Raw genomic sequence first — 23,366 nt, 5'->3', positions numbered from 1 at the left:
ACTTTCAAAATTCATCACACCGATGCTGGCTGACTCGGCTAGTGAACCGTTTAACAGTGACGAATGGGTGTTTGAGATAAAATGGGACGGATACCGTGCCATTGCAGACCTTCGTAAGGATGTTCAGCTTTATTCGCGGAATGGCCTCTCCTACCTGGAAAAATTCAGAAAAATTGCCAATTCCCTAAGGTTCCAGGAACATGAAATGGTGCTGGACGGTGAACTGGTGGCCTATGACAACAAAGGACAACCTAACTTTCAGTGGCTGCAGCGCATTGGCGAAAACCCCAATATTACTGTAGTGTACCAGGTGTTTGACCTACTGTATCTGAACGGGCATTCCACCGAGGCACTCAGTCTTCTGCAGCGTAAGGAACTGCTGGAGGAGGCACTCACTGAAACAGAATTCGTAAAATACCATGACCATGTGGCGGAAAAGGGTAAAGAATTTTTTGCGGTGGTTCAAAATATGGGTCTGGAGGGAATGATAGCGAAAAAAGCTGACAGCACTTATGTGCCGGGTGTGCGGAATAGCGACTGGCTGAAGATAAAAAGTCAGAAAACCGAAGAAGTTATTATTTGTGGCTTTACTGCACCGAGAGGTAGCCGCAAGAATTTCGGTTCACTGATTCTCGGCAGATACCATGATCACGGTCTGATTTTCTGTGGGCATACCGGAACGGGATTCAGCGAAAAGGCATTGACTGATCTCTACAAAAAGATGAAACCTCTGATTACAGAGGAATGCCCTTTCACCACAATTCCAAAGACCAATGAAAAACCTACATGGTTAAAGCCTGAACTTGTAGCTGAAATTAAATTCACTGAGCTTACCGGTGATCATATCTTCAGACATCCTGTATTTCTGCATTTACGTGAGGATAAAGATGCGCAGGAAGTGAATTCTGCAAATAATGAAATTAAACAGCCGGAAAAATCAGCGCGGCCTGTTCCTTTGAAAAAGTCCATTTCTCACCGGGAAAATGAACTGCGGACAGAATTTGGAAATCAGGAAGTGAAACTGACCAATCAAAATAAAATATATTTCCCAAAAGATCAGGTAACCAAAGGGGATGTGGTCGCCTACTACCAAAGTATAGCCCAATATATCCTGCCCCATTTGCAGGACCGCCCACAGTCCATGAACCGCTTTCCAAACGGGATCAGCGGCATGAGTTTTTACCAGAAAGACGCTTCAGACGATGTACCGGACTGGATCGAAACTAAAAAAGTCCATTCGGAATCTACAGATAAGTTCATTAACTATATCCTGTGTAATGACAGAGCAACAATGGCGTATCTGAACAACCTGGGATGTATTGAATTTAATGTGTGGACCAGCCGGGCACAAACCACGGAAAAGCCGGACTATCTGGTTCTGGACCTTGACCCTTCTGAGAACAACACCTTTGAAGAGGTTATCCTGACCGCCCAGACGGTTAAGAAAATCATGGATTTGGGGAAGATAGAAGGATACTGCAAAACATCAGGCAGTTCCGGGATTCACATCTATATCCCCGCAGGCGCAAAATACAGCTTTGACCAGGTGAAGAATTTTGCTCATATCATAATGCAGATGGTCCAGAAAGAGCTGCCCCAACTTACAACTCTGGAGCGTGCCCTGCAAAAGCGCGATAAGGCAAAAATCTATCTCGATTATCTTCAAAACCGCCGCGGGCAGACACTTGCCAGTGTTTACAGTCTGCGGCCCAGGAACGGTGCACCCGTTTCCATGCCTATAGAATGGGAAGAACTGAAACCCGGTTTGAAACCCACGGATTTTAATATTGAAAATGCCCTGCACCGAATTAAGGAAAAAGGTGATCTGTTTAAGCCAACTCTCGGTACGGGTTTCGATATGCTGGAAGCGCTGTCTTTATTTGAAAACATCTAAGGAATCCCAGTTCGTTAATGAATAACATTTAGCATTACAATTGGTTGAATTTTTGCTGAGTAAAATCTATGAAGAAGCAAGACTATTCCAATCATATCCGTTTTTACGCACCGCATCATTTTATTTATCTGCCTCTGTTATTTATTCTTCTGGGGACAGGCCTGTGGATGAGTTTTGCTTCTACGGATCAACAAATTATCTGGATATTGTTCTCTGCAGTTATTTTCCTGCTCACTTATCTGGCTGTAATGATCAGACAGCATTATGCGCTCACCCTGCAGGACAGACTGCTGCGTCTGGAATTTAAGCAAAGGTATTTTGAACTCTTTGGTAAAAGGTCGGATGACGTGGAAAATCAACTAAGTTTCGGACAGATCGCTGCGCTTCGTTTCGCACATGATGGAGAGTTCCGTGAGCTACTGGAGATGGCGTTAGCTGATAATACTTCGCCTAAAGAAATAAAGAAAGCAATTAAAAACTGGAAACCTGATTATAGGAGGGTTTAAGTTTTAAAATAAATAAACCATTAAAAATCACTGTTATGAAAAGATTTGCATTATTAAGTTTAGTTGTTTTCGCGCTTCTCACACTTACGGGGTGTGAAGCTATAGGAACCATCTTCGAAGCCGGAATGTGGTGGGGAATCATCCTGGTAGTAGGAGTTATCGGCCTTGTTCTGTGGATGCTTACTCGGGGTAAAAAATAGTTGAGAAGAATCGTAGCTTATGCAGAAAGATACTAAGAAAAAAGTCAGGCCGCCTCAGAAACAGCGAAAACCCGGACTGGAAAAGAAAATGGTACCCAAGCCTGAAAGTGAACCGGCTTCGAAATCACTTAAACTTGAAGGTAAAATAGCAATAATCTCCGGGGGTGACAGTGGTATAGGTAAAGCAACCGCATTGCTCTTTGCTTCGGAAGGGGCAAATATAGTGATTCCTTATCTGAGCGAAACCGCTGATGCAAAGGAGACCAAAAAAGAAATTGAACGCCTCGGACGAGAATGCCTCATTATAAAGGGCGATTTAGGAAAGGAAAATCACTGTCGTAAAGTGGTTGACAAAACTATCGATACATTCGGACAGATTGATATCCTCGTTAACAATGCAGCCAATCACTGGGAAGCCACCTCTCTTGAGGAGATTACAACAGACCAACTCATGACAACGTTTCACTCCAATTTCTTCTCATTATTTTGGCTCACGAAATATGCGCTGAAGCACCTGAAAAAAGGCAGCTGCATCATCAATACTACTTCCGTTACCGCATATCGCGGCAGTGACCATCTGCTTGACTATGCCGCCACCAAAGGAGCAGTGCTATCGTTCACCCGCAGTCTCTCAGCTAATCTTGCTGAAAAGGGAATCCGGGTCAATGCCGTGGCCCCGGGTCCCATCTGGACACCGCTGATTGCCTCTACCTTCTCGAAAAAACAAGTCTCAGAATTTGGCAGCGATGTACCTATGAAGCGTGCCGGACAACCAAATGAAGTGGCCACCTGCTTTCTTTTTCTGGCATCGGAAGATGCCTCTTATATAACCGGTCAGGTTTTGCATCCTAACGGAGGTGAAATTGTAAACGGCTAACTGGAATATCATGAAGACAGAAATTTCCGAACTTGAGGCAGTAAGCAGGATCAGTCCCTCCAAAATCGTAAAGATCATGAAGGATCCCGTTAAATCTGCAAAAGCGGTCCAATTGGTTTATACCACCGACCGGGAATCGGAAGGGATAGAACGCCGGCTCTGGGGCAAAAAATTCCGTTATTTTAAAGGAGATGAAAAGATAAAGGACCCGGAACAAATCCAGCGGATTAACAAATTAGCCATACCGCCAGCCTGGGAGAATGTATGGATTTGCGCCCTGGAAAACGGACACTTACAGGCAACAGGTGTAGATGCGAAACAACGCAAACAGTACCGTTACCACCCCGTCTGGACAGCGCTTCGGAACCATACTAAGTTTTACAGGATGCTGCAGTTTGGTTATGCGTTGCCCAAAATCAGGCTTCAGCTGGAAAAAGATTTGGCTATCCGCAAGCTGGAGAAAAGAAAAGTCCTAGCTGTTGTGGTGAGCTTAATGGAGCGAACTAATATCAGAATTGGGAATAATGTATATGAAAAACTTTACGGCTCCTTTGGTCTAACCACCCTAAAGGACAAGCATGTAAATGTTAAAGGCCAGAAAATCAGCTTTTCATTCAAAGGGAAGAAAGGCGTATATCATGATATCGACCTTAAAAATTCACGTCTGGCGAAGGCTGTTCAGAACTGCCGTGACATCCCGGGAAAAGAACTGTTCCAATACTATGATGAACATGGACAGCGACATCCGGTAGATTCAGGAATGGTTAATGAGTATATAAAGGAAATCAGTGGCGATGATTTCACAGCAAAGGATTTCCGTACCTGGTCCGGAACGGTAAACGCACTGATTGCCTTCAGGGAAATTGGTGAAGCCGAAAGCAATTCGGACTATAAATCAAAAGTAAAGGAGGCCCTGGAGATGGTGGCAGCCTCTCTTGGCAATACGCCTGCTGTCTGCAGGAAATATTATGTTCATCCGCTGGTCATCAATCTTTATGAAAACAATTCCATAAAAAAATATCTGGATGAATTGGATGCGATTGAAATCAACGACGGAAAGTCAGGACTTACAAAAGAGGAAATGATAGTGATGAAAATGCTGGAAAATGAAAAATTAAAACATTAAAAAAATAAATTATGAAAATTGAGATTCAGGAAAATGAAATTTACCTTGTAAAATTAGGACCCTCCACAGAAGAGAACAGAGTGGTAAAACGGGAAGTCACCTTTGAGATTAACGGTGTACAGTTCAATAGGGAAATTTTGCTGGAACCTAACGGGACCGGTGATGATTACGATGACCCGGAAAGTTTCTACATCAGAAACAAAGAGATGGTGGATGCCAGTCTTATAGATTACCTTTCGGATCACCAGCTATATGATAATGACTAATACTGAAAGAAGGTCGCGCCGTTAAGCGGGACCTTCTTCGTAATATTTAGCCTTCCTTCAGCGTGACCGCTCATCTGATATTTAAAGCAGTACAAGTGGGCCACGCTGAAGGAAGGCCTTTTTTCTTATTCCTTCACAGGCTGAACTTCGGCCTTTGGCAAAGATTCAAACAGTTCCGGAAATATCGCAAGAATGATGAAATACAAGATGATCATAAGGGCAATTGTGCCCACTGCGACTAAAACACCGGTTGGCGGATTATTTTTTTGAGTTGCCATACGTTTATTTATTAATAGTTAAACTGCAAACTGCAAAAGTCGTTCCTATTTGATTACGGCCCGGGAGGCAAAGCTTAACAAAAAACCTTAAATTTGTAAATAATAAAAAACATAAAAAAATAAATAATGTCTAAAGCAAAAATCTACTACACTCTTACGGATGAAGCTCCAATGCTGGCAACGCATTCTTTCCTGCCCATTGTAAAAGCCTTTACAAAACCGGCCGAGGTAGAAATTATGGTACCGGATATTTCCCTTGCAGGCAGGATTCTGGCAAATTTCCCGGAAGTACTTACTGAGAGCCAGCGAATTCCTGATTATCTGGCCCAACTAGGCGAACTGGCCACGCAACCGGATGCAAATATCATTAAACTTCCCAATATCTCCGCTTCCGTACCGCAGCTGCAGGAGGCGATTACTGAACTTCAAAAGCAGGGCTATGCTTTGCCTGATTTTCCTGTGGATCCAAAAAATGCTGAGGAGGAAAACATTGCTAAAAAATATGCTAAAGTCCTTGGCAGCGCGGTAAATCCTGTGCTAAGAGAAGGTAACTCGGACCGGAGAGCGCCAAAATCTGTAAAAGACTATGCAAAGGCCAATCCTCACCGCATGGGAGCGTGGTCGGCAGATTCAAAAACAACGGTCGCACATATGGAATCAGGCGACTTCTACGGTTCTGAAAATTCAACAACAATAGAAAATGACGGGAAATTCAGAATTGTATTTACCGGAAACGATGGATCATCTAAGGTACTCAAGGACTTTGCGCCGCTGAAAGCCGGAGAAGTAATTGACAGCTCCGTAATGAGCATCAGTGCACTTAAATCATTTGTAGAAAAGGCCATTGCCGAAGCCAAAGATAAAAATGTACTCCTTTCAGCCCATCTGAAGGCTACAATGATGAAGATTTCTGACCCCATCATTTTTGGTGCTATTGTAGAAACATATTTTAAAGATGTTTTTGCAAAATATAAGTCGGTTTTCAGTGAACTGGACATCAATCCGAACTTTGGTCTGGCTACACTTTTCGAAAAAATCGCCGGCACACCACAGGAAGCAGACATTAAAGCAGATATAGAGTCAGCCATTGCCAACAGTGCACGCATTGCAATGGTAAACTCTGACCAGGGAATTACCAACTTCCACGTCTCGTCGGATGTTATTGTTGATGCTTCAATGGCTGCACTCGTACGCGGTGGCGGAAAAATGTGGAACAGCGAAGGCAAAGAAGAGGATACCGTTTGTATTATCCCGGACCGTACTTATGCAGGATTCTACGCGGCTATCATTGACGATATGAAAGCCAATGGAGCCATTGACCCAACAACTTTCGGATCTGTACCAAACGTTGGCCTTATGGCTCAGAAGGCTGAAGAATACGGATCACATGACAAAACTTTCCAGGCCACTGCAGAAGGAACGGTTCGTGTGGAAGATGAGAACGGAAATATTCTTCTGGAACAGAAAGTTGAGAAGGATGATATTTTCAGAATGTGTCAAACCAAGGATGCACCTATACAGGACTGGGTAAAACTGGCAGTAAACCGCGCAAGGCTTTCCGGCACCCCTGCTATTTTCTGGCTGGACAAAGGAAGGGCTCATGATGCCCAGATCATTGCCAAGGTGGAAAAATATTTGAAAGACCATAACACGGAAGGCCTGGACATACGCATTATGGATGTGAAAGATGCCATGCTGGAGACCTTGAAAAGAGCCCGCGAAGGCAAGGACACTATCTCTGTTTCCGGAAATGTCCTTCGCGACTATCTTACAGATATGTTCCCAATCCTGGAACTTGGAACATCTGCCAAAATGCTGTCAATAGTGCCGCTAATGAATGGCGGTGGGCTTTTCGAAACCGGTGCCGGCGGGTCTGCACCTAAGCATATTGAGCAGTTCATTGAAGAAGGTTACCTGAGGTGGGATTCTCTTGGTGAATTTTTGGCACTGCAGGCTTCTCTGGAACACCTGGCCCAAACACAGGACAATAAAAAAGCGCAGGTTCTATCTGATGCGCTTGACACCGCAAACGCAAAATTCCTGGCTACGGACAAGTCACCGGCAAGGAAACTGGGCGGGATTGATAACCGCGGTTCGCACTTTTACCTGGCGATGTACTGGGCTGAGGCTTTGGCCAGGCAAACTGCTGACAGTGCGATTGCCGAAAAATTTGCACCTGTTGCGAAGGCTCTTCAGGAAAATGAAACCAAGATCAATGATGAACTGCTGGGTTCTCAGGGTAAACCTCAGGAGATTGGAGGCTATTACCATACAGATACTGAAAAGACCTATGCTGCTATGCGTCCTTCAGCCATCTTGAATCAGATTATTGACGCCATATAAGCAAATATACTCTGCATACAAATAGCGCGGATGCCATTCCGTGTGTCATTCAAGCTTCCCGGTCCGCTCCGGGAAGTTTTGTTTATACCGCAAGCTGTATTTTTGTAAGGTGCAAAGTATTGCCCCAGACTGTGCAAAATGTATTCTGGGTAACGAAAACATGCTGCGCAACAAATAAGTTCCTGACTACTTCGCTTTAAAATTTTCCAGGTTGTATGTAAAGCGGAAATGGATTATTTTTAGGACGCAAAACCTTTCTGAATCTAATAAATAATCCAGATTGGACTGAAGCAGATGGGTTTTACGGAGCGCTGTCGGGCTGCAGGGCCAGTTGCATACAATGAGGGTTCACAATAACGCATTCCTGAAAATATTAAGTTAATTTATGAAGCTATTTTACCTATTTATAGTGTTTACGCTGTTTACTTCCTGTGTTTCGGTAAAAAGATACAACGAAAGACTGAGAACTCCTGTTGCGCCCGAAAAACTTCGTGCCGATGTAGATTACACCTACGCCAGCTTACAGGAACTTCACCCCAAACTGTACTGGTATATCTCCAAAGACAGTCTGGACAGACGTTTCGCGGAAATAAAGAATAATATTAAGAAACCTATGACTCCTGCGGAATTCTACCGTCTGCTGGCACCGGCAGTGGCAGATGTGCGGCAGGGACACCTTCGGCTGGTACTTCCCGAAAGACGGCTGGATGCTAAAGAGAGAAAAGCGCTGAAACTTCAGAAAGGCCTGTTCAGCCGGTATGAATTTCTGGTGGAAAATGACCGCGTGTTTGTAAAGGAGAATTCCGATAAAGTACCGGGTATGGAAGTGGGGACAGAAATACTGAAGATCAATGAGGTTCCGTTAAGTGAAATGCTTGCACGTTACAAGCCTTTAAATAACAGTGACGGTTATAACACTACTTTTTTAAGATATTCAATGGCAAGACGCTGGCCCCATTTCTTCACAGCCGAAAACGGAATACTTGATTCGGTGAAACTGGAGACCAGGCGGGACACTGAAATAGAAACCTTCTGGCTTAAACGTGAAAGACAGACGCTGATTCAGAAGAGAAAGGAGGAGCAGAAAAACCGGAAACTGACTAAGAGCGAACAGGGAAAAACAAAAGACTACAACATCGTAACACGAAGTTTCAACCGTGACCTGCAGTTTCCAACTCCAGACAGCATTACAGCATACATGAAGATCAAAACCTTTTCCGGAACTTTCTCAAGACGTTTCTACCGGCAGAGCTTCCGAACATTAAAAAATTCTCCTGCGAAATATCTTATCATTGATATGCGTGACAATTTGGGAGGGTCATTGGCCGAAATAAATAACCTCTATTCCTACCTGGCACCGGAAAAATTCAAGTTCATTAAAGATATTGAGGTTACTAAGCCCAGCTCTATGTTTAAGGCAGATTATTTCCGGATGGTTCCAGATATTACCAAACCAATTGCTGCCGCTGCCTATCCCTTTTATCTTGTGGGAACCGCACTTTCACTAAAGAGGACAAGGGAAGGAACTTTTCTGCGGAACAACGGTATTTTCTCTATAAGAAAGCCAAAGAAAGACAATTTCAAAGGTAAAATTTATGTTCTGATAAACGGAAGCAGCTTTTCGGCGGCTTCCATACTGCCATCCAAACTTAAAGATTCAGGACGGGCGTTTCTTGTAGGTGAGGAAACCGGCGGCGCAAATGACGGTACAGTGGCCGGCAGGTACTCCACCCGAAAACTGCCGAACTCAAAATTAAAACTGCCCGTTGGTTTGATGCTTATACAACCCGATATTGAATTTTCCGGAAAAGGCAGAGGTGTCATTCCTCATCATGAGATTGTTCCGGATCTGAAGGAGGTCCTGCAAAAAAAAGACATCCAGCTAGACTGGATTCTGCAGGATATCAAAAAACATTCTGCACAAGCCGGCCAGCCGGACGTCAATTGAAAAATTTGCTTTAAAATTCAAAAATAAACCCGAAATAAGGCAGCGGCGTGGAACGGTCGTTTTCACCTGTTTGCAGTTCGTAATACTGCTGATCCTGCGGAGCCGTAGGGTTGGCAATTATACCGTTGCCCTGTGCATCACGCTGCAGATTAACCACGGGCAATGCACTGGGGCTTGCAGAACCATAAGCATTTACCAAATCTACATATGCGGTGAGTTGCCACTTGTTGAAAATCCATTTCTTCTCGCCACGGATGTCCAGCTGGTGCGACAGGTTTCCGCGGGAAGTGTTCAGCAATGAAAAATTCTGTACCGGACCGTTGGCTACGTTCCAGATGTTGACAAGGGCGCTGCGCTGCAGGTCGTATGGAGTTTCCGGCAGTCCCGACTGCATCCGGAATCTGGCTCCAACATTCCAGTTTCTGCTGAAGTATTTTCCAGCTGTCATCGTTAAGATATGTCTGGAGTCCCAGCTTGACGGCAGTAAGATTCCGCTGGCGTTGGAAAACCGGGAATATCCGAAGGTATAGGCTGCAATTCCGTAGAAATTGTTCAGTGTCCGTTTTTGAGCGAGGACTTCCAGACCGTAGGTCTCACCAAATCCGCGGGAATCCAAAGGTTCGCTGCCCACTACACCAAAGTCACCGCCTACATTAGCAAGTGATATTTGGTTTCGAAGAGAGAAAGGATAGTTTTTATACTTTTTATAGTATCCTTCTACTGTAAAACGAAGACTGTTTGGCCCATTATATTCCATGCCACCAACAAGATGTGTATTTTGTATGTATTTAAGGGTATTTTTATTTGTCAGGACACCGTTTTGCGTAAAGCCGAGAGCCGTGTAAACCGGTAGCTGGTAGTAGATTCCCGTATTGAAATTAAGCGCCAGCCTGTCGGTGAACTTATAACTGAGCGAAAGCCGTGGCGATAACTGCTCCAAAGGATTATTGGTATTATCCGAATAGTTGCTGGCATCCATCCGTAAACCGGCGGAGATCTGTAAGCGGTCATCAAACAGTTTTCTGGCGGCCTGGAGATATAAACCGTATTGAAGAAGGTTAAAATCAGATGATAACTGATCAAAATTAACAGTGCTCTGAGTTACATTTCTGCTTACAGAAGCATTATAATACCGGGCATAATTGATATTTGCTCCACTGCTGAGCTGATAATCTGCAATATTGAAATTGCGGTCAACGCGGAATTTATTTTCGCTTTCCTGTGAATTGTAATCATACAGAAGATTTTGTGGAACTTCAATATTGCGGTAGTATTTAAGAGCCTGGTTATCCAACATATTTCTGCTAAGGGTAAACAGCCAGTTACCGTTTTCGGCCAGATGCCTGTAACCCGCGCCTACAGTGTAGTTCCATTGCGGCGACACAGGAAGCCGGTCAATTAACGTCAGGTTCGCGAGTGTGGGTTCAGCATCTTCATTGAATTTAAAACTGTCTTTGGCACCCATACCCAGAAAATATAACTCGTCACCGCTTTCAAATTTCTTTGACACCTTAAAGGTCGCGTCATAATAGCTTGGAAGAAACGGCAGACCAATGGCTTTGAACAGCAGTTGAAGGTTGGATTTACGCACACTGAAAAGACCGGACCAGGTCTGGTCCCTGGAAAGCGGACCGTCGGCCATCAGTTGCAGGTCATCCAGACCCAGGATCACCTTATAGCCCAGTTTGTCTTTCCTGGCGGATTTAAGGTTAAATTCAAAAAGCGATGAGAGTACTCCATTTCGCCTGGCCGGAAACGCACCACTGTAAAAGTCGACATCTTTGATAAAATCAACGGTAATGATGCCGCGTGGTCCGCCACTGGCTCCCTGCGTTTGGAAATGGTTGATCACAGGAACCTCAATACCGTCAATATAGAATTTATTTTCAGCCGAGCTTCCGCCACGTATGAAAAGGTCGTTCCGGAAGGTCGCTGTACTTCCTACCCCCGGAAAACTCAGGATCGCTTTGGAGACATCACGGTTGGAACCGGCATTTTTCTGAACTTCTTCACTTGTGATATTCCGCAGGGACAGCGGGCTCTCAGCGGTAGTTTTATAACTTTTTCTTGTAATTGTAATTTCTTCAATCTGATTTACCGATCGTATAAGTCCTACGGAAAAGGTAAGGTTTTGGTTAGGTACCACATCGATGTCATTTAATGAAGTGGGCGTATAACCTCCCGCAGTAACCTCAAAAGTGTAAGTACCGGACGGAATGTCTGCAATAATAACATTTCCCTCACCGGTAAAAACGGCACCTTCCGAACCAAGCATCCGTACCGAAGCGGCCAGTGGTTTTTTCGTGAAATCGTCAAATACATTGATATTGATGCTGCCCACCTGGGCAAAAGTAAAAGCTGATAACAGCAATAACAGAAAGGAATACCTAAATCTCATCTGAAAAAATTTATGCAATTTACAAATAAACGTCCCTACAGAAAGGGACGCCTATCAACATTAACATTTAAACTATAAAACTATGGCAATATCACTTTATCCAGAACGTGAATGATGCCGTTGGCACACTGTACGTCGGTAGCAATCACATTCGCCATGCGGTTATTGGCATCTGTGATTTTTACCCCACCAGAAGTAGTTATATTGAAAGTACCCCCCTGAAAAGTGGTTACATTCATATTATTCATGATATCAGTTGAGGCAACATTAGCTCCGGCGACCACATGATATTTCAGTGCATTTTCCAAAGTTGCAGTAGGCACAGATCCAAGACCCGGCAGATTCAATTCGGTTAACAGTGACCCAAAGGCTGCATTATTGGGAGCAAAGACGGTAAAAGGCGCGCCTGCATTTCCGCCCAGGATTCCCACAAAGTCAGGCATGTCACTTCTTGTAAGTGCAGAAACCAAGGTGCTGAAATTAGGATTTGCAAGAGCATGCGTAACAACAGTTGGCAGTCCGATTACATTATCTACTTTATGTATTACGCCATTGCTGGCCATAATGTCGGCTTGCGTCACTGTGGATACACCATTAAGTTTTACTCCGGAAGCAGTGTTAACGAACATGCTCAGGTTTCTTGTTGCCGAAGCACTACCTTTAGCCATTGTGGAAACATAGCCCGTAGATATCTGTGAAGCCATTACTTTCGAACTCAGTACGTGGTTCAAAAGAATTTCTTTCAGTGCAGCGGTGGGTACATCATTTAAACTTGCAAAGCCATTTGCCGAAAGAAACTGAGAGAAGGCTGCGTTAGATGGAGCGAATACGGTGAAATTCCCTGACTCATTCAGTGTGGAAGCTAGTCCCGCTTTATCAATTGCGGCCTTCAGATTGGAAAGATCAGGATCTGAAGCAGCAAGCTGGTAAATACTTGAGGGCATTTCCATTTCATTGTTACTGTCCTCACAGGCAGTGGTAATCATTCCCACGAACAGTAAAAAAGCAAAAATTTTGAATAGATTTTTCATAATAAGATATTTTTTTAGTTACTTGATGAAAGGCAATAATCATACTATTTTTATTTTTTTAGTATAGTATTTTACTATTATCATCATTAATAGGATGAAGAACTGTCACCAAATTATATATGGTGAGGAATTGTTAAGTGTAACCGGCGTGAATTCCCCTCCTCCGGAGGGGTGGCAATCCGCCGAAGGCGCGATTGACGGGGTGGTCTCTGATCATCGCAATTCCGTAACTTTAAAAAAACATTGTGATGTCCGAAAAACGAATTCTAACCTGTATTGAGGGTATTCCCATCTATAGAAACTTTGTGAAAAATCTTCCTTATAATCCTAACTTGATACCTCTAACCAGGATAAAAAGAAAACAAAGAATCTTATCTGAGGTACTGTTCTGGCAGCAGGTCCGGAACCGGGGTTTTCATGGAATTGATTTCGACAGGCAACGGATTATAGGCAGTTATATAGTTGATTTTTATGTGAAAGCCCTTGGGCTTGTAGTTGAGATTGACGGCAGTACACATGATCCTGAAAAGGAGTATGGTTCAGCCAGAATTGCTTTCTTAGAAGTCTTAGGTCTAAACGTTTTTTTAATCAGTGATTGGGATATGAAGCACCAGCTGAGAAAGGTTATGAAAGATCTGGAGAATTTTATCATTGAACATTATGGACCATAATCAATACAAAAACGGGATGGTTCATTTGCATCGCTGCAATATAAACCACCCCGTCGGACCGGCCTAAGGCCAGCCGCCACCCCTCCAGAGGAGGGGAATTTTCAGCTATAATAAACGGTCATCCACAAAATTAGGTAAGGTAACTTTCAGGTTTGGCTCCATTTCCATGGCTCGCTTGATTGCGAAAACTGCACCTTCATTCCTGGCCCAGCTGCGGCGTGAAATACCGTTATTCACATCCCAGAACAGCATTGATTTGAGTCTTCTGTCGGCATCATCGCTCCCGTCGAGCAACATACCAAAGCCACCGTTTATAACTTCACCCCAACCTACACCTCCACCGTTGTGTATGGAAACCCAGGTTGCACCGCGGAAACTGTCGCCAATAACATTCTGAATGGCCATATCTGCAGTAAACCGTGATCCGTCGTATATGTTTGATGTTTCGCGGTAGGGCGAATCGGTTCCCGAAACATCGTGATGGTCCCTTCCCAAAACTACCGGTCCAATCTGTCCCTCTTTAATGGCCTTGTTGAAGGCTTCGGCAATTTTCATCCGGCCTTCAGCGTCCGCATAAAGGATCCGGGCCTGAGATCCTACAACAAGTTTATTTTCCTGTGCACCTTTTATCCATTTTATATTATCTGCCATTTGTTGCTGAATCTCTGCCGGTGAGTGATGCATAAGTTCATCCAGGATCCGGGCAGCGATATCATCGGTATTCTGCAGGTCGGCCGGGTCGCCACTTGTACACACCCATCGGAAAGGGCCGAATCCATAATCAAAGCACATAGGCCCCATAATGTCCTGAACATAACTTGGATAGCGGAAATCAATACCGTTTTCGGCCATAATATCAGCACCAGCACGGCTGGCCTCCAGTAAGAAAGCATTACCGTAATCAAAGAAATAGGTACCTTTATCAGTGTGGCGGTTAATAGCTGCGGCATGTCTTCTTAAACTTTCCTGAACCTTCGCTTTAAAGAGTTCCGGATTTTCAGCCATCATCACATTGGCTTCCTCAAAGGAAATGCCTACCGGATAATAACCACCCGCCCAGGGATTATGAAGTGATGTCTGGTCGGAACCGATATCAACTGTTATATCTTCCCGGTCAAATGTTTCCCAAACGTCCACTACGTTACCCAGATAAGCCAGGGAAACGGTTTCATTATTTTCTTTTGCATTTTTAACTCTAGCCACAAGGGACTCAAGATCTTCATGGATTTCATCAATCCATTTCTGCTCATGTCTGATTTTGGTGATCTTAGGATTAACCTCAGCACAAACTGTGATGCATCCGGCAATATTTCCGGCTTTAGGCTGTGCACCGCTCATACCACCCAGCCCCGATGTTACGAACAGTCCACCGCCTGTGGGTTTGTTGATTTTTCTGAATGCGTTCAGCACTGTAATTGTTGTTCCGTGCACTATACCCTGCGGGCCTATGTACATATAACTTCCTGCTGTCATCTGTCCGTACTGCGAAACGCCCAGTGCGTTGAATTTTTCCCAGTCGTCGGGCTTGGAATAGTTGGGGATCATCATACCGTTGGTAACTACCACGCGAGGTGCGTCTTTATGCGACGGGAAAAGCCCCATAGGATGTCCCGAGTACATCACCAGCGTCTGCTCATCAGACATCTCCGAAAGATACTTCATGGTGAGCAGATACTGCGCCCAGTTTTGAAAAACGGCACCGTTGCCACCATAAGTTATAAGTTCATGTGGATGCTGTGCAACTGCATAGTCCAGATTGTTCTGGATCATCAGCATTATGGCTTTGGCCTGCTCAGATTTGCCGGGATAATCGGTTATCGGGCGCGCTGTCATCTCGTAATCCGGCCGGAAACGGTACATATAGATACGTCCGTACGTCTCAAGTTCGGCTTTGAATTCAGTCAGGAGTTCGGCATGAAACTTCGGTTCAAAGTACCGAAGCGCATTTCTTAAAGCAAGTTTTTTCTCTTCCTCACTGAGAATCTCTTTGCGTTTAGGTGCGTGGTTAATACCGCTTTCATAAGGTTTAGGTTGAGGTAGTTGCGAAGGTATTCCCTGCTGGATCTGTTCCTGAAAAGTCATTAATTTTTGATTTTTTCAAAAATACAAAATAAAAAAGTCCGCTAAAAGCGGAAATTGTTAAATCGGGGAGAGAGGAAAAAATGGACTCATGATTTCTGCACCTCTTCAAACACCACTTTGGGATTCAGTTTTGCTATTTTCTGAATGAAATGCCCTTCAACTTCGGGAGTGATGTACAGGTCGTTTTTGTAAGATGCGAAAATAATCAGGCCATGCCGGGTAGTGCCGTATTTATGAAGCCCGCTCCACATCGTTTCGCCCTTTCTTATTTTAGTGATATTGCTTACATCAGTCTCGTAGAGTTTTACGAAGCAGTACACTTTCAGCAGAGATCCTTGTAATATAATCCTAAGCTGGAAAATGGCAGCAGTTAGCAGCATTGCCAAAAGCATCACCATAAATCCCATAACCATTAATACCATCAGATCACCTTCGGTCCAGCCATAAATGCCAAAGCCCAAAAACAGGAGGCCTATGCCTGCATAAACCATCATAAAAACTTTGTAATTTTTCGGTTTTTATAGGTGAACTTCGTCATAAAGATAGATTTTCATCAATATAATCAAAGAAAACAAAAACCCCAACTTCAGGTCAGGGTTTTTAATAAAGAAGTCTTAAATGTCATCTTCGGCCTGGGAACTGTGCATATTGTTTTCCCACGCATCATTGTAGGCTTTCTTTTTGTCATCCCACGCGTCCGGTGGACAGTCATTTTTTGCTCTTGCCATAAATCCTTCCTGGGTAGCATTCTGTTTGGTATCTCTCATTTCGCGTTTGTATTCGCGTACATAGTCGTCGTAGTTGTCCAGATTTTCCGGCCTTTTGTCTATGTTACGGTCGGCATTGTTCACATCCTGTGATTTCTTAAAATTATTAGAATCCATACTATATATTTTGTGATTATTGTTAATGTATTACGTTTGGTCATGATTGTCGCCGCCCAGACTCCAGTAATTATTTTCTTCATCTTCGGAGCCAAGTTCCTGCTGATCATCGTCCAGCTCTGAACCGGGAATATCCAGGTCAGAAGCCGGATCATCTGCTGCAAGTCCGGCTATAAGCTCGCTTTCTTCCACAGGATTTCCGTCTCCATCGATAGGAATATGTTCTTCGTTTTCGAAAATATCTTCCTTAGGCGGATAGTTCAGCTTTTCCAGATTTTGCTCCTGTTCCGATTTACTTTCTTTTGCCATAATTCTATATTATAGTTCAAAGTTAATGCATCAGTTATCGGACGTATTACAGCCTACCCAAAAAAAATTACAGAATAAAAATCACTGATTGGTATTGCTAAGCATCGGTACGAACTTATAGGCGCCGAATTCTTCTTTTTCGAACTCCTTCTCGGATCTTTTTGTAAAGCGTGTCAGGATCTGCTCTTCGGTTTTACCTAACGGGATGACCATTTTGCCACCTACTTTAAGCTGATGCAGAAGTTGTGTGGGAAGGAGTTCAGCACCGCAGGTCACCAGGATTTTATCAAAAGGCGCGAAAGAAGGCAACCCGGCAAATCCGTCGCCAAAAGTCTGGAAACTTGGACGTAAGTGCAGCTCCCGCAGTTTGCGCGTAGAAAATTCATACAGGTCTTTTTGTCTTTCAATGGAGTAAACCAAAGCTCCCATAGATACCAGCACGGCAGTCTGATAACCACAACCTGTGCCTATCTCAAGAACTTTCTCGCGTTCGGAAAGCTCAAGCAGTTCAGTCTGCTCTGCTACGGTGGAAGGATGCGAAATTGTTTGCTTGGCTAAGATTGGGAATGCACGGTCTTCATAAGCGAAATCCTCAAAAATACTTTCCAGAAAAAGGTGCCTCGGTACGGAATTCATCGCTGTAAGGACGTTTTGGTCACTGATGCCGATTTTTTCCTTCAGATAACTTACCAATATTTTCCTTTTACCCTTGTGTACAAATGAGTCCTGCATGAGACAAAAATAGCGAATTTTGCTAATGTTTACCACTCTCTCATCACTTTACAGAACATCATTTGCCGTTTTAGCAGTCCGGACACATTGCTTATCTTTACCGAAATTTATTTCTATGCTGAAAGCGGGTTTAGTGGGCGCCGGACATCTTGGGAAAATTCATCTCAGACTACTTCAACAGTCACCAAAATACGATCTGATAGGTTTTTACGACGCCGATCCGGAAAACGGCCTGAAACTGGAGAAGGAATTTGGTTACCGCTATTTCAGCAACCTGGATGAATTGCTTGGGCAGGTTCAGATGCTTGATATTGTTACCCCTACCCTTTTTCATTACAGTTATGCAAAGAAAGCCATTGAAAACGGTCTTCATTTCTTCATTGAGAAACCTGTGACCCAAACACTTGAGCAGGCCGAAGAAATCCTGCAACTCTGCCGTGAAAAAAACATAAAGGCACAGGTAGGCCACGTGGAACGGTATAATCCTGCATTTACAGGTGCCCGAAATTATATTGTGGACCCCATGTTTATAGAAATTCACCGGTTGGCGGAATTTAATCCACGCGGCACCGACGTTTCTGTAGTTCTGGACCTTATGATCCATGACCTGGACATCCTTCTGAGCATCGTAAAATCTCCGGTTAAGAATATTTATGCGTCAGGTGTGTGCGTGGTTTCTAAGTCGCCCGATATCACCAATGCACGTATTGAATTTGAAAATGGCTGTGTGGCCAACCTCACCACTTCCCGGATTTCAATGAAGTCTATGAGAAAATCCCGTTTCTTCCAGAAAGATGCCTACATCTCGGTGGATTTCCTTGAAAAGAAAGCGGAGGTAATTCGTATGAAACCCGCACCGGATATTCCGAATGATTTTGACATGATCATTGAAAATGCGGAAGGCGAACGAAACCAGATTATTTTTGAGTATCCGAATATCCAGACCAATAATGCCATCCTGGACGAACTGGAAAGTTTTGCAAATGCTGTTACAGCCGACCGACCCGTGGAGGTGTCGCTTGAAGACGGGACAGAAGCACTCCGGGTGGCTTTGGAAATTGTAAGACTCATCAGTACAGGAAATGATTAAAGCTACTATATTCCTCAGTTTATTGCTGACCGGCATTTTCAGCCAGGCTCAAAGTCTGAGGACTGAGCTTGAAAATATCATCAGGGGCAAGAAGGCTACCGTAGGTGTTGCTGTGCATAAACTGGACGGCTCCTTCAACATGGAGATTAACGGAAAAACGAGGCAACCCATGCAGAGTGTCTTTAAATTTCATATCGCACTTGCGGTTCTGGATGCGGTGGACAAAGGAAATTTAAAACTGGATCAGGAAATTTTCATTGCTGAAAAAGATTTGTTAAAGAACACCTGGAGTCCTATACGCAATAAATATCCGGATGGAAACATTTCACTTCCGCTTAAGGAAATCATTCGCTACACGGTAGCCGAAAGTGACAACAACGGGTGTGACCTTCTGCTGCGCCTTATTGGCGGGACTGAATCGGTGCAGCGATTTATGGACGATAAAGGAATTACGGATTTTTCCATAAAAGCCAATGAAGAGGAAATGCATAGGGACTGGAATGTGCAGTATGCCAATTATACCACAGCCCGCTCCATGAACCAGGTACTGAAGCAATTCACTCTGGGTAAGATAGTCTCTCCTGAGTCCACTCACTTCCTGATGAATGTGATGCTGAACACCAAAACGGGACTTAATAAAATAAAGGAACAACTCCCGCCTGGTACTCCGGTAGCCCACAAGACGGGCTCATCCGGCAAAAACGGCGCAGGTCTTACCGGCGCTGAAAATGACGCCGGTATTATCACCTTACCCAGCGGAGAACAGTATACCCTAAGCGTATTTGTTTCCGATTCCATGGAAACAGATGCCGTGAACTGCAGACTGATCTCGGACCTGTCAAAAAAAGTGTGGCAGCATTTTAGCGGCAATTAACCTTATGAATATCACTCTAAACAAGCGATCTACTCTGCTCGGCCTCAACTTTAGTAAGAGGTTATTGAGTTTAATTTTCATTCTTGCTGCCTTCCTGGGATTTGCGCAGCAGAAATGGGATATTAAATTCTATAACGAAATTAACGGTCGTGAGGTTGAAATATATGCAGACAATAATGAATTTATGCCAATGTCTGCGGTGTTTGAATTTACCCTTAGCAATATGACTTCCTCATTGGCAAACGGACATACGGTGGTTATCCCTCCGCTTACGAAGAAATTCCTTGTCTCCAGAGTTACAGTGAACAAACCCAACTCCGGAAACAGTTTCAGTTATACAAATACCTATAACTTTGGTGATGTAACAGCATCTGCACATGACGACAGCTATATTTACTGGCTGCCCTTTGAAACCGGCAAGACCAAGCTCATCTTTCAGGGGTACAACGGCAAATTCTCACACCAGGGTGCGGCAGCACTGGATTTCTCGCTGGAGATGGGCGATAAGGTATCTGCAGCAAGAGACGGTATGGTGGTGGCAGTAGAACAAAGTAATAACCGCAATTGCCCCGACATCAGCTGCGCCCGCTTCAATAATAACATACTCATTCTGCACAGCGACGGCAGTTTTGCAGATTATTCTCACCTGAAGCAATACGGAAGTGTTGTAAAGCCTGGCCAAAAAGTGACACGCGGGCAACATATCGGATACAGCGGCAACACTGGTTTTTCCAATGGACCGCATCTTCATTTTTCAGTTTTCCATAACACGATAGACGGAAAAAGGAAGTATATCAAAACACGGTTCCGCACTACCGGACAGGAAGCTGAAATACTGGAGGAAAAAAAGAGTTACCACAAAAATTATTAATTCAAGATAAAAAAACCTATGAACAAGAAAATCGTAATCATTGGCGCCGGAACTATGGGAAACGGTATTGCACATACATTTGCACAGACCGGATACGAGGTAAGTCTGGTTGATGTTTCCCAGGACGCACTGGACCGCGGACTGAAAACAATCACTTCAAACCTGGACAGGATCATTGCCAAAGGAAACCTTACCGAAGATCAGAAATCAGCGACACTCAACAGGATAAGCACCTTCACGCAGCTGGAAGATGCAGCAAAAGAGGCCGACCTCATTGTCGAGGCAGCAACCGAGAATATTGACCTCAAACTGAAGATCTTCAGGCAGATGGATGAACTTTCACCCGAAAACTGTATCCTTGCTACCAATACATCATCGATATCTATTACAAAAATTGCCTCGGTAACTTCCAGACCGCACAAGGTGATCGGAATGCATTTCATGAATCCCGTACCGATTATGAAACTGGTGGAAATCATTAAAGGCTACTCCACCTCAAAAGAGACGTTTGACGAAATCTATGAACTCAGCAAAGCTCTGGGAAAAGTGCCTGTAGAGGTTAATGACTATCCCGGTTTTGTGGCGAACAGGATTTTGATGCCTATGATTAACGAAGCCATTGAAACCCTTTATAACGGAGTGGCCGGCGTAGAGGAGATCGACACGGTGATGAAACTGGGCATGGCGCATCCTATGGGCCCGCTGCAGTTGGCAGATTTCATCGGGCTGGACGTATGCCTGGCCATCCTGAATGTAATGCACGACGGTTTTAAAAATCCAAAATATGCCCCGTGTCCATTGCTTGTAAACATGGTGACTGCCGGGAAGATGGGTATAAAGTCCGGTGAAGGCTTCTACGATTATTCAGAATCGAAAAAAGCGGAAAAAGTAGCACGGGCGTTTATGAAATAACTTGAAATCTCATGCGAAAGCGGATTCTGGAATACAGAATACAGATATTTTTGATCATCACCAGCCTGGTGATGATCTTTCTGCGTTTCCTGCTGAACGAAAAAGGCAGGATGAATTATGATTCGGTCCGCTTTCTTCGCACAGCACATCTGTTCCCCGAAATTGATAACACAACCACCCCTATGGGCTATCCTCTGGGCATCAGGTTTTTCACATATTTCGGTTTAGATGAATTCTGGGCCAGTAAATTGCTGGGGGTACTGGCATTTGGTATGATGATCTGGTTTGCCTGGATAAAGCGGTACTACTTCCGGGAGGCGTTAAGTATAGGCGCCCTCTTCAGTTTGGTTTCCATTTTCTCTTTTACAATGAGCGAGGCCATGATGCTGCCATTGGTTTTTATGCTGTTTTATACAGGACGGCAGGTAATAATCGGACAACTGCAGGGTTGGAAAGCTTTATTTTGGTTAAGTGTGATGCTTATCCTGATTTTCAATGTCCGGTATCCGGCTCTTTTCTTTATGGGGGCGTTTTTTCTTTTCGGACTGGCCAGTATCCGGAAGACATATGGCAAATTGTTTATAGCCTCTGCAATTGCTGCAATAATTTTTGTGGTTGTTTACAAGTTTACTTTCATTGACTATTTTAATGAAAAATATGTAGATACCTTTCTTGAAATCGGTCTGCACCCTACTCCGAAACTTTTGGTGGAACTTTATCAGGGGCTTGCCACCACCTTCAATCCGTTTATTCATATTGCCAGCCCGGGTGGAGGACTGCTTAATTATTTGATCTATGGCATTGGCACCGCAAACCTCTTACTGCTTGTTGTGCTGCTTATAAAAATGGGAATATCTGAAACTGAAAAATTCCTGCTTGTATGTGGCATCACAGGAATTGCCTGTTCATTCTTCATCCAGTATTTCTACGGAATTACACCCCTTGATTACAGGCTGCTGGCTCCGTTCGCATTGCCGTTATGGATGCTGTATTTCAAAAAACTCTACAGGATTGCTGGGCTTTTTGCGTATTCCGTGCCGGTTCTCAGTATAGGTACAGGCGCTGCATTCATTTTTCTGTCGGGAGCCAATTATCTGGAAAACCGTAAAGAAATACGCGAGTACCTGAAAAGTGAACAAAAGCTTGAGACAGATATTTATTATTACATCAATGACAGCATGAGCAGCCGGCAGTTGCAGGTCGCAGAACTCATAAGCAGCGTGAACCCGAAAGTACGCTATACAAAGAACGCCGCAGATACGCTGAAAAAGGAAACACTGACACCACACCGCGTACTGTCAAAAATTAAATTAGACGAGAACGGCTATCAATAAATTTATTATCTTTGAGAAGTTTAAAACATTAAGAAAATGAAATTACCTAAGTTTTTATTAGCAGATAATTCCGAAATGCCGGAAGACCTTTTTGTAGTTCACACAGAATATCCGAGATTTATCCTGAATGTGGAGGAAGAAGAAGTGGAGTGGTTGGACGATCTGGAAGGCGACGATGAGGAATCTATGGCGGAGGAGGCCACCAAGGTGGTTGAGCAGGCCTTCACATGGTGCGATGAGGAACTCGCTAAGTATGATGACGAGGAAGACGAAGAATAATAAAAAATGGAACTCAGCTGAGTTCCATTTTTTTATTGCATCCTGTTGAATTTAAGCAGCAGTAAACCGTTCTGGTAGAGTTCCAGAGTATTTCCTGAGACCCTGTATTTATTTACCTTCGAAAGCATGTTGAAAAATGATGTTTCTGTTTCCATAGCTTCACAAGCCATCTTTGTAGATCCAATTTTTGTAGCGGCAAAAGTCCCTGTGCCCGGTTCAGTCGCAAGCTCACCAAAATAATTGTTGCAGCCACCCGTGCCCGTGATTCTGCCCTCCTGCACATTCAGCGTAGGAATTTTACCTTTCACATTATCGGCCAGTTGCCAGTGTGTTTCATTCAGCGAGGGTTGGTTGGCCGTACTCAGCAGTGTATTTGCTGTGCCGCAGGATATCAGTGCGGCAGAAATAAGACCGGTAACTATATATTTTTTCATTTTACTCTCTTTTTTAAAATTAAACTT

The 23,366-nt window shown here is 44.0% G+C and carries 24 protein-coding genes; 15 read left to right on the top strand and 9 right to left on the bottom strand.

The genetic code is table 11. The features are described from left to right. Positions 1-22 precede the first annotated feature (22 nt). From ligD to F7R58_RS05480, 6 genes are all read left to right on the top strand, one after another. Positions 23-1,894, top strand: coding sequence for a DNA ligase D (gene ligD / locus F7R58_RS05505; RefSeq protein ID WP_158063942.1), 1,872 nt, complete (start codon positions 23-25; stop codon positions 1,892-1,894). Positions 1,895-1,962: 68 nt separating this feature from the next. Then, positions 1,963-2,400 carry a DUF6526 family protein gene (locus tag F7R58_RS05500; protein ID WP_158063941.1) on the top strand — a complete coding sequence of 146 codons (438 nt, stop codon included), beginning with the start codon at positions 1,963-1,965 and terminating at the stop codon, positions 2,398-2,400. 35 nt (positions 2,401-2,435) lie between these two features. Then, a complete protein-coding gene (locus F7R58_RS05495) occupies positions 2,436-2,600 on the top strand; it encodes a phosphatidate cytidylyltransferase (protein ID WP_158063940.1) in 165 nt (54 codons plus the stop codon). A 19-nt stretch (positions 2,601-2,619) separates the two neighbouring features. After that, positions 2,620-3,477 carry an SDR family oxidoreductase gene (locus F7R58_RS05490; RefSeq protein WP_158063939.1) on the top strand — a complete coding sequence of 286 codons (858 nt, stop codon included), beginning with the start codon at positions 2,620-2,622 and terminating at the stop codon, positions 3,475-3,477. 10 nt (positions 3,478-3,487) lie between these two features. Further along, entirely contained in the window at positions 3,488-4,603 is a 1,116-nt protein-coding gene (locus F7R58_RS05485; protein ID WP_158063938.1) for a DNA topoisomerase IB, read from the top strand. Between the two features lie 11 nt (positions 4,604-4,614). Then, the gene (locus F7R58_RS05480; protein ID WP_158063937.1) at positions 4,615-4,869 is read left to right on the top strand and encodes a hypothetical protein; all 255 of its coding nucleotides are present in this window, start codon (positions 4,615-4,617) and stop codon (positions 4,867-4,869) included. A gap of 125 nt (positions 4,870-4,994) precedes the next feature. On the opposite strand, the gene F7R58_RS12935 is transcribed toward F7R58_RS05480, so the two are convergent. Beyond that, positions 4,995-5,147: a hypothetical protein gene (locus tag F7R58_RS12935; protein ID WP_187695268.1), complete on the bottom strand. Its 153-nt coding sequence runs from the start codon at positions 5,145-5,147 to the stop codon at positions 4,995-4,997. A 126-nt stretch (positions 5,148-5,273) separates the two neighbouring features. Between F7R58_RS12935 and F7R58_RS05475 the strand changes: the two genes are divergently transcribed. Together F7R58_RS05475 and F7R58_RS05470 are read left to right on the top strand one after the other, a co-directional pair. Then, positions 5,274-7,490 (top strand): NADP-dependent isocitrate dehydrogenase, encoded by a 2,217-nt coding sequence (locus F7R58_RS05475; protein ID WP_158063936.1) that lies wholly within the window; start codon positions 5,274-5,276, stop codon positions 7,488-7,490. A 385-nt stretch (positions 7,491-7,875) separates the two neighbouring features. Continuing rightward, the gene (locus tag F7R58_RS05470; protein WP_158063935.1) at positions 7,876-9,438 is read left to right on the top strand and encodes a S41 family peptidase; all 1,563 of its coding nucleotides are present in this window, start codon (positions 7,876-7,878) and stop codon (positions 9,436-9,438) included. A gap of 10 nt (positions 9,439-9,448) precedes the next feature. Here the strand turns inward: F7R58_RS05470 and F7R58_RS05465 are convergent, their stop codons facing one another. Beyond that, positions 9,449-11,836, bottom strand: coding sequence for a TonB-dependent receptor (locus F7R58_RS05465; protein WP_158063934.1), 2,388 nt, complete (start codon positions 11,834-11,836; stop codon positions 9,449-9,451). An 80-nt stretch (positions 11,837-11,916) separates the two neighbouring features. Further along, positions 11,917-12,867 (bottom strand): fasciclin domain-containing protein, encoded by a 951-nt coding sequence (locus F7R58_RS05460; protein WP_158063933.1) that lies wholly within the window; start codon positions 12,865-12,867, stop codon positions 11,917-11,919. A gap of 248 nt (positions 12,868-13,115) precedes the next feature. Here F7R58_RS05460 and F7R58_RS05455 point away from each other — a divergent pair, with 248 nt between their 5' ends. Next, a complete protein-coding gene (locus F7R58_RS05455; protein ID WP_158063932.1) occupies positions 13,116-13,538 on the top strand; it encodes an endonuclease domain-containing protein in 423 nt (140 codons plus the stop codon). A gap of 105 nt (positions 13,539-13,643) precedes the next feature. Here F7R58_RS05455 and F7R58_RS05450 read toward each other — a convergent pair whose 3' ends face one another. The 5 genes from F7R58_RS05450 to F7R58_RS05430 form a co-directional block, all read right to left on the bottom strand. After that, positions 13,644-15,620: a urocanate hydratase gene (locus F7R58_RS05450; protein WP_158063931.1), complete on the bottom strand. Its 1,977-nt coding sequence runs from the start codon at positions 15,618-15,620 to the stop codon at positions 13,644-13,646. 86 nt (positions 15,621-15,706) lie between these two features. Beyond that, positions 15,707-16,114 carry a PH domain-containing protein gene (locus F7R58_RS05445; protein WP_158063930.1) on the bottom strand — a complete coding sequence of 136 codons (408 nt, stop codon included), beginning with the start codon at positions 16,112-16,114 and terminating at the stop codon, positions 15,707-15,709. A gap of 120 nt (positions 16,115-16,234) precedes the next feature. Next, entirely contained in the window at positions 16,235-16,504 is a 270-nt protein-coding gene (locus F7R58_RS05440; RefSeq protein WP_158063929.1) for a hypothetical protein, read from the bottom strand. 30 nt (positions 16,505-16,534) lie between these two features. Next, complete coding sequence (locus F7R58_RS05435; RefSeq protein ID WP_158063928.1) at positions 16,535-16,813, bottom strand: hypothetical protein; 279 nt, start codon at positions 16,811-16,813, stop codon at positions 16,535-16,537. 81 nt (positions 16,814-16,894) lie between these two features. Further along, a complete protein-coding gene (locus F7R58_RS05430) occupies positions 16,895-17,545 on the bottom strand; it encodes a protein-L-isoaspartate(D-aspartate) O-methyltransferase (RefSeq protein WP_158063927.1) in 651 nt (216 codons plus the stop codon). A 115-nt stretch (positions 17,546-17,660) separates the two neighbouring features. Between F7R58_RS05430 and F7R58_RS05425 the strand changes: the two genes are divergently transcribed. The 6 genes from F7R58_RS05425 to F7R58_RS05400 all read left to right on the top strand — a co-directional run bounded on the left by F7R58_RS05425 (position 17,661) and on the right by F7R58_RS05400 (position 22,905). Beyond that, the gene (locus F7R58_RS05425; protein WP_158063926.1) at positions 17,661-18,635 is read left to right on the top strand and encodes a Gfo/Idh/MocA family protein; all 975 of its coding nucleotides are present in this window, start codon (positions 17,661-17,663) and stop codon (positions 18,633-18,635) included. Next, a complete protein-coding gene (gene bla / locus F7R58_RS05420; protein ID WP_158065400.1) occupies positions 18,631-19,509 on the top strand; it encodes a class A beta-lactamase, subclass A2 in 879 nt (292 codons plus the stop codon). The genes F7R58_RS05425 and bla overlap by 5 nt, the downstream gene beginning before the upstream one ends. A 64-nt stretch (positions 19,510-19,573) precedes the next feature. Then, positions 19,574-20,380, top strand: a complete 807-nt coding sequence (locus tag F7R58_RS13115; protein WP_187695267.1) for a M23 family metallopeptidase — start codon at positions 19,574-19,576, stop codon at positions 20,378-20,380. An 18-nt stretch (positions 20,381-20,398) separates the two neighbouring features. Next, a complete protein-coding gene (locus tag F7R58_RS05410) occupies positions 20,399-21,292 on the top strand; it encodes a 3-hydroxybutyryl-CoA dehydrogenase (RefSeq protein WP_158063924.1) in 894 nt (297 codons plus the stop codon). An 11-nt stretch (positions 21,293-21,303) separates the two neighbouring features. Continuing rightward, the gene (locus F7R58_RS05405) at positions 21,304-22,626 is read left to right on the top strand and encodes a glycosyltransferase family 39 protein (RefSeq protein WP_158063923.1); all 1,323 of its coding nucleotides are present in this window, start codon (positions 21,304-21,306) and stop codon (positions 22,624-22,626) included. A 36-nt stretch (positions 22,627-22,662) separates the two neighbouring features. Further along, positions 22,663-22,905, top strand: a complete 243-nt coding sequence (locus F7R58_RS05400; protein ID WP_158063922.1) for a hypothetical protein — start codon at positions 22,663-22,665, stop codon at positions 22,903-22,905. A gap of 32 nt (positions 22,906-22,937) precedes the next feature. Here F7R58_RS05400 and F7R58_RS05395 read toward each other — a convergent pair whose 3' ends face one another. Beyond that, positions 22,938-23,339, bottom strand: a complete 402-nt coding sequence (locus F7R58_RS05395) for an META domain-containing protein (RefSeq protein ID WP_158063921.1) — start codon at positions 23,337-23,339, stop codon at positions 22,938-22,940. Positions 23,340-23,366 lie beyond the last annotated feature (27 nt).

This window comes from Chryseobacterium sp. (genome assembly GCF_008831505.1).
Taxonomy (GTDB): domain Bacteria; phylum Bacteroidota; class Bacteroidia; order Flavobacteriales; family Weeksellaceae; genus Marnyiella.
Note: the sequence above shows the minus strand (reverse complement) of the source record. Positions and strands in the feature narration are given on the sequence as shown.

What these genes read in the sequence shown, in the direction of transcription:
- ligD (WP_158063942.1), top strand. Translation starts at nt 23, where the DNA reads ATGCTGGCTGACTCGGCTAGTGAACCGTTTAACAGTGACGAATGGGTG.
- F7R58_RS05500 (WP_158063941.1), top strand. Translation starts at nt 1,963, where the DNA reads ATGAAGAAGCAAGACTATTCCAATCATATCCGTTTTTACGCACCGCAT.
- F7R58_RS05495 (WP_158063940.1), top strand. Translation starts at nt 2,436, where the DNA reads ATGAAAAGATTTGCATTATTAAGTTTAGTTGTTTTCGCGCTTCTCACA.
- F7R58_RS05490 (WP_158063939.1), top strand. Translation starts at nt 2,620, where the DNA reads ATGCAGAAAGATACTAAGAAAAAAGTCAGGCCGCCTCAGAAACAGCGA.
- F7R58_RS05485 (WP_158063938.1), top strand. Translation starts at nt 3,488, where the DNA reads ATGAAGACAGAAATTTCCGAACTTGAGGCAGTAAGCAGGATCAGTCCC.
- F7R58_RS05480 (WP_158063937.1), top strand. Translation starts at nt 4,615, where the DNA reads ATGAAAATTGAGATTCAGGAAAATGAAATTTACCTTGTAAAATTAGGA.
- F7R58_RS12935 (WP_187695268.1), bottom strand. Translation starts at nt 5,147, where the DNA reads ATGGCAACTCAAAAAAATAATCCGCCAACCGGTGTTTTAGTCGCAGTG.
- F7R58_RS05475 (WP_158063936.1), top strand. Translation starts at nt 5,274, where the DNA reads ATGTCTAAAGCAAAAATCTACTACACTCTTACGGATGAAGCTCCAATG.
- F7R58_RS05470 (WP_158063935.1), top strand. Translation starts at nt 7,876, where the DNA reads ATGAAGCTATTTTACCTATTTATAGTGTTTACGCTGTTTACTTCCTGT.
- F7R58_RS05465 (WP_158063934.1), bottom strand. Translation starts at nt 11,836, where the DNA reads ATGAGATTTAGGTATTCCTTTCTGTTATTGCTGTTATCAGCTTTTACT.
- F7R58_RS05460 (WP_158063933.1), bottom strand. Translation starts at nt 12,867, where the DNA reads ATGAAAAATCTATTCAAAATTTTTGCTTTTTTACTGTTCGTGGGAATG.
- F7R58_RS05455 (WP_158063932.1), top strand. Translation starts at nt 13,116, where the DNA reads ATGTCCGAAAAACGAATTCTAACCTGTATTGAGGGTATTCCCATCTAT.
- F7R58_RS05450 (WP_158063931.1), bottom strand. Translation starts at nt 15,620, where the DNA reads ATGACTTTTCAGGAACAGATCCAGCAGGGAATACCTTCGCAACTACCT.
- F7R58_RS05445 (WP_158063930.1), bottom strand. Translation starts at nt 16,114, where the DNA reads ATGATGGTTTATGCAGGCATAGGCCTCCTGTTTTTGGGCTTTGGCATT.
- F7R58_RS05440 (WP_158063929.1), bottom strand. Translation starts at nt 16,504, where the DNA reads ATGGATTCTAATAATTTTAAGAAATCACAGGATGTGAACAATGCCGAC.
- F7R58_RS05435 (WP_158063928.1), bottom strand. Translation starts at nt 16,813, where the DNA reads ATGGCAAAAGAAAGTAAATCGGAACAGGAGCAAAATCTGGAAAAGCTG.
- F7R58_RS05430 (WP_158063927.1), bottom strand. Translation starts at nt 17,545, where the DNA reads ATGCAGGACTCATTTGTACACAAGGGTAAAAGGAAAATATTGGTAAGT.
- F7R58_RS05425 (WP_158063926.1), top strand. Translation starts at nt 17,661, where the DNA reads ATGCTGAAAGCGGGTTTAGTGGGCGCCGGACATCTTGGGAAAATTCAT.
- F7R58_RS05410 (WP_158063924.1), top strand. Translation starts at nt 20,399, where the DNA reads ATGAACAAGAAAATCGTAATCATTGGCGCCGGAACTATGGGAAACGGT.
- F7R58_RS05405 (WP_158063923.1), top strand. Translation starts at nt 21,304, where the DNA reads ATGCGAAAGCGGATTCTGGAATACAGAATACAGATATTTTTGATCATC.
- F7R58_RS05400 (WP_158063922.1), top strand. Translation starts at nt 22,663, where the DNA reads ATGAAATTACCTAAGTTTTTATTAGCAGATAATTCCGAAATGCCGGAA.
- F7R58_RS05395 (WP_158063921.1), bottom strand. Translation starts at nt 23,339, where the DNA reads ATGAAAAAATATATAGTTACCGGTCTTATTTCTGCCGCACTGATATCC.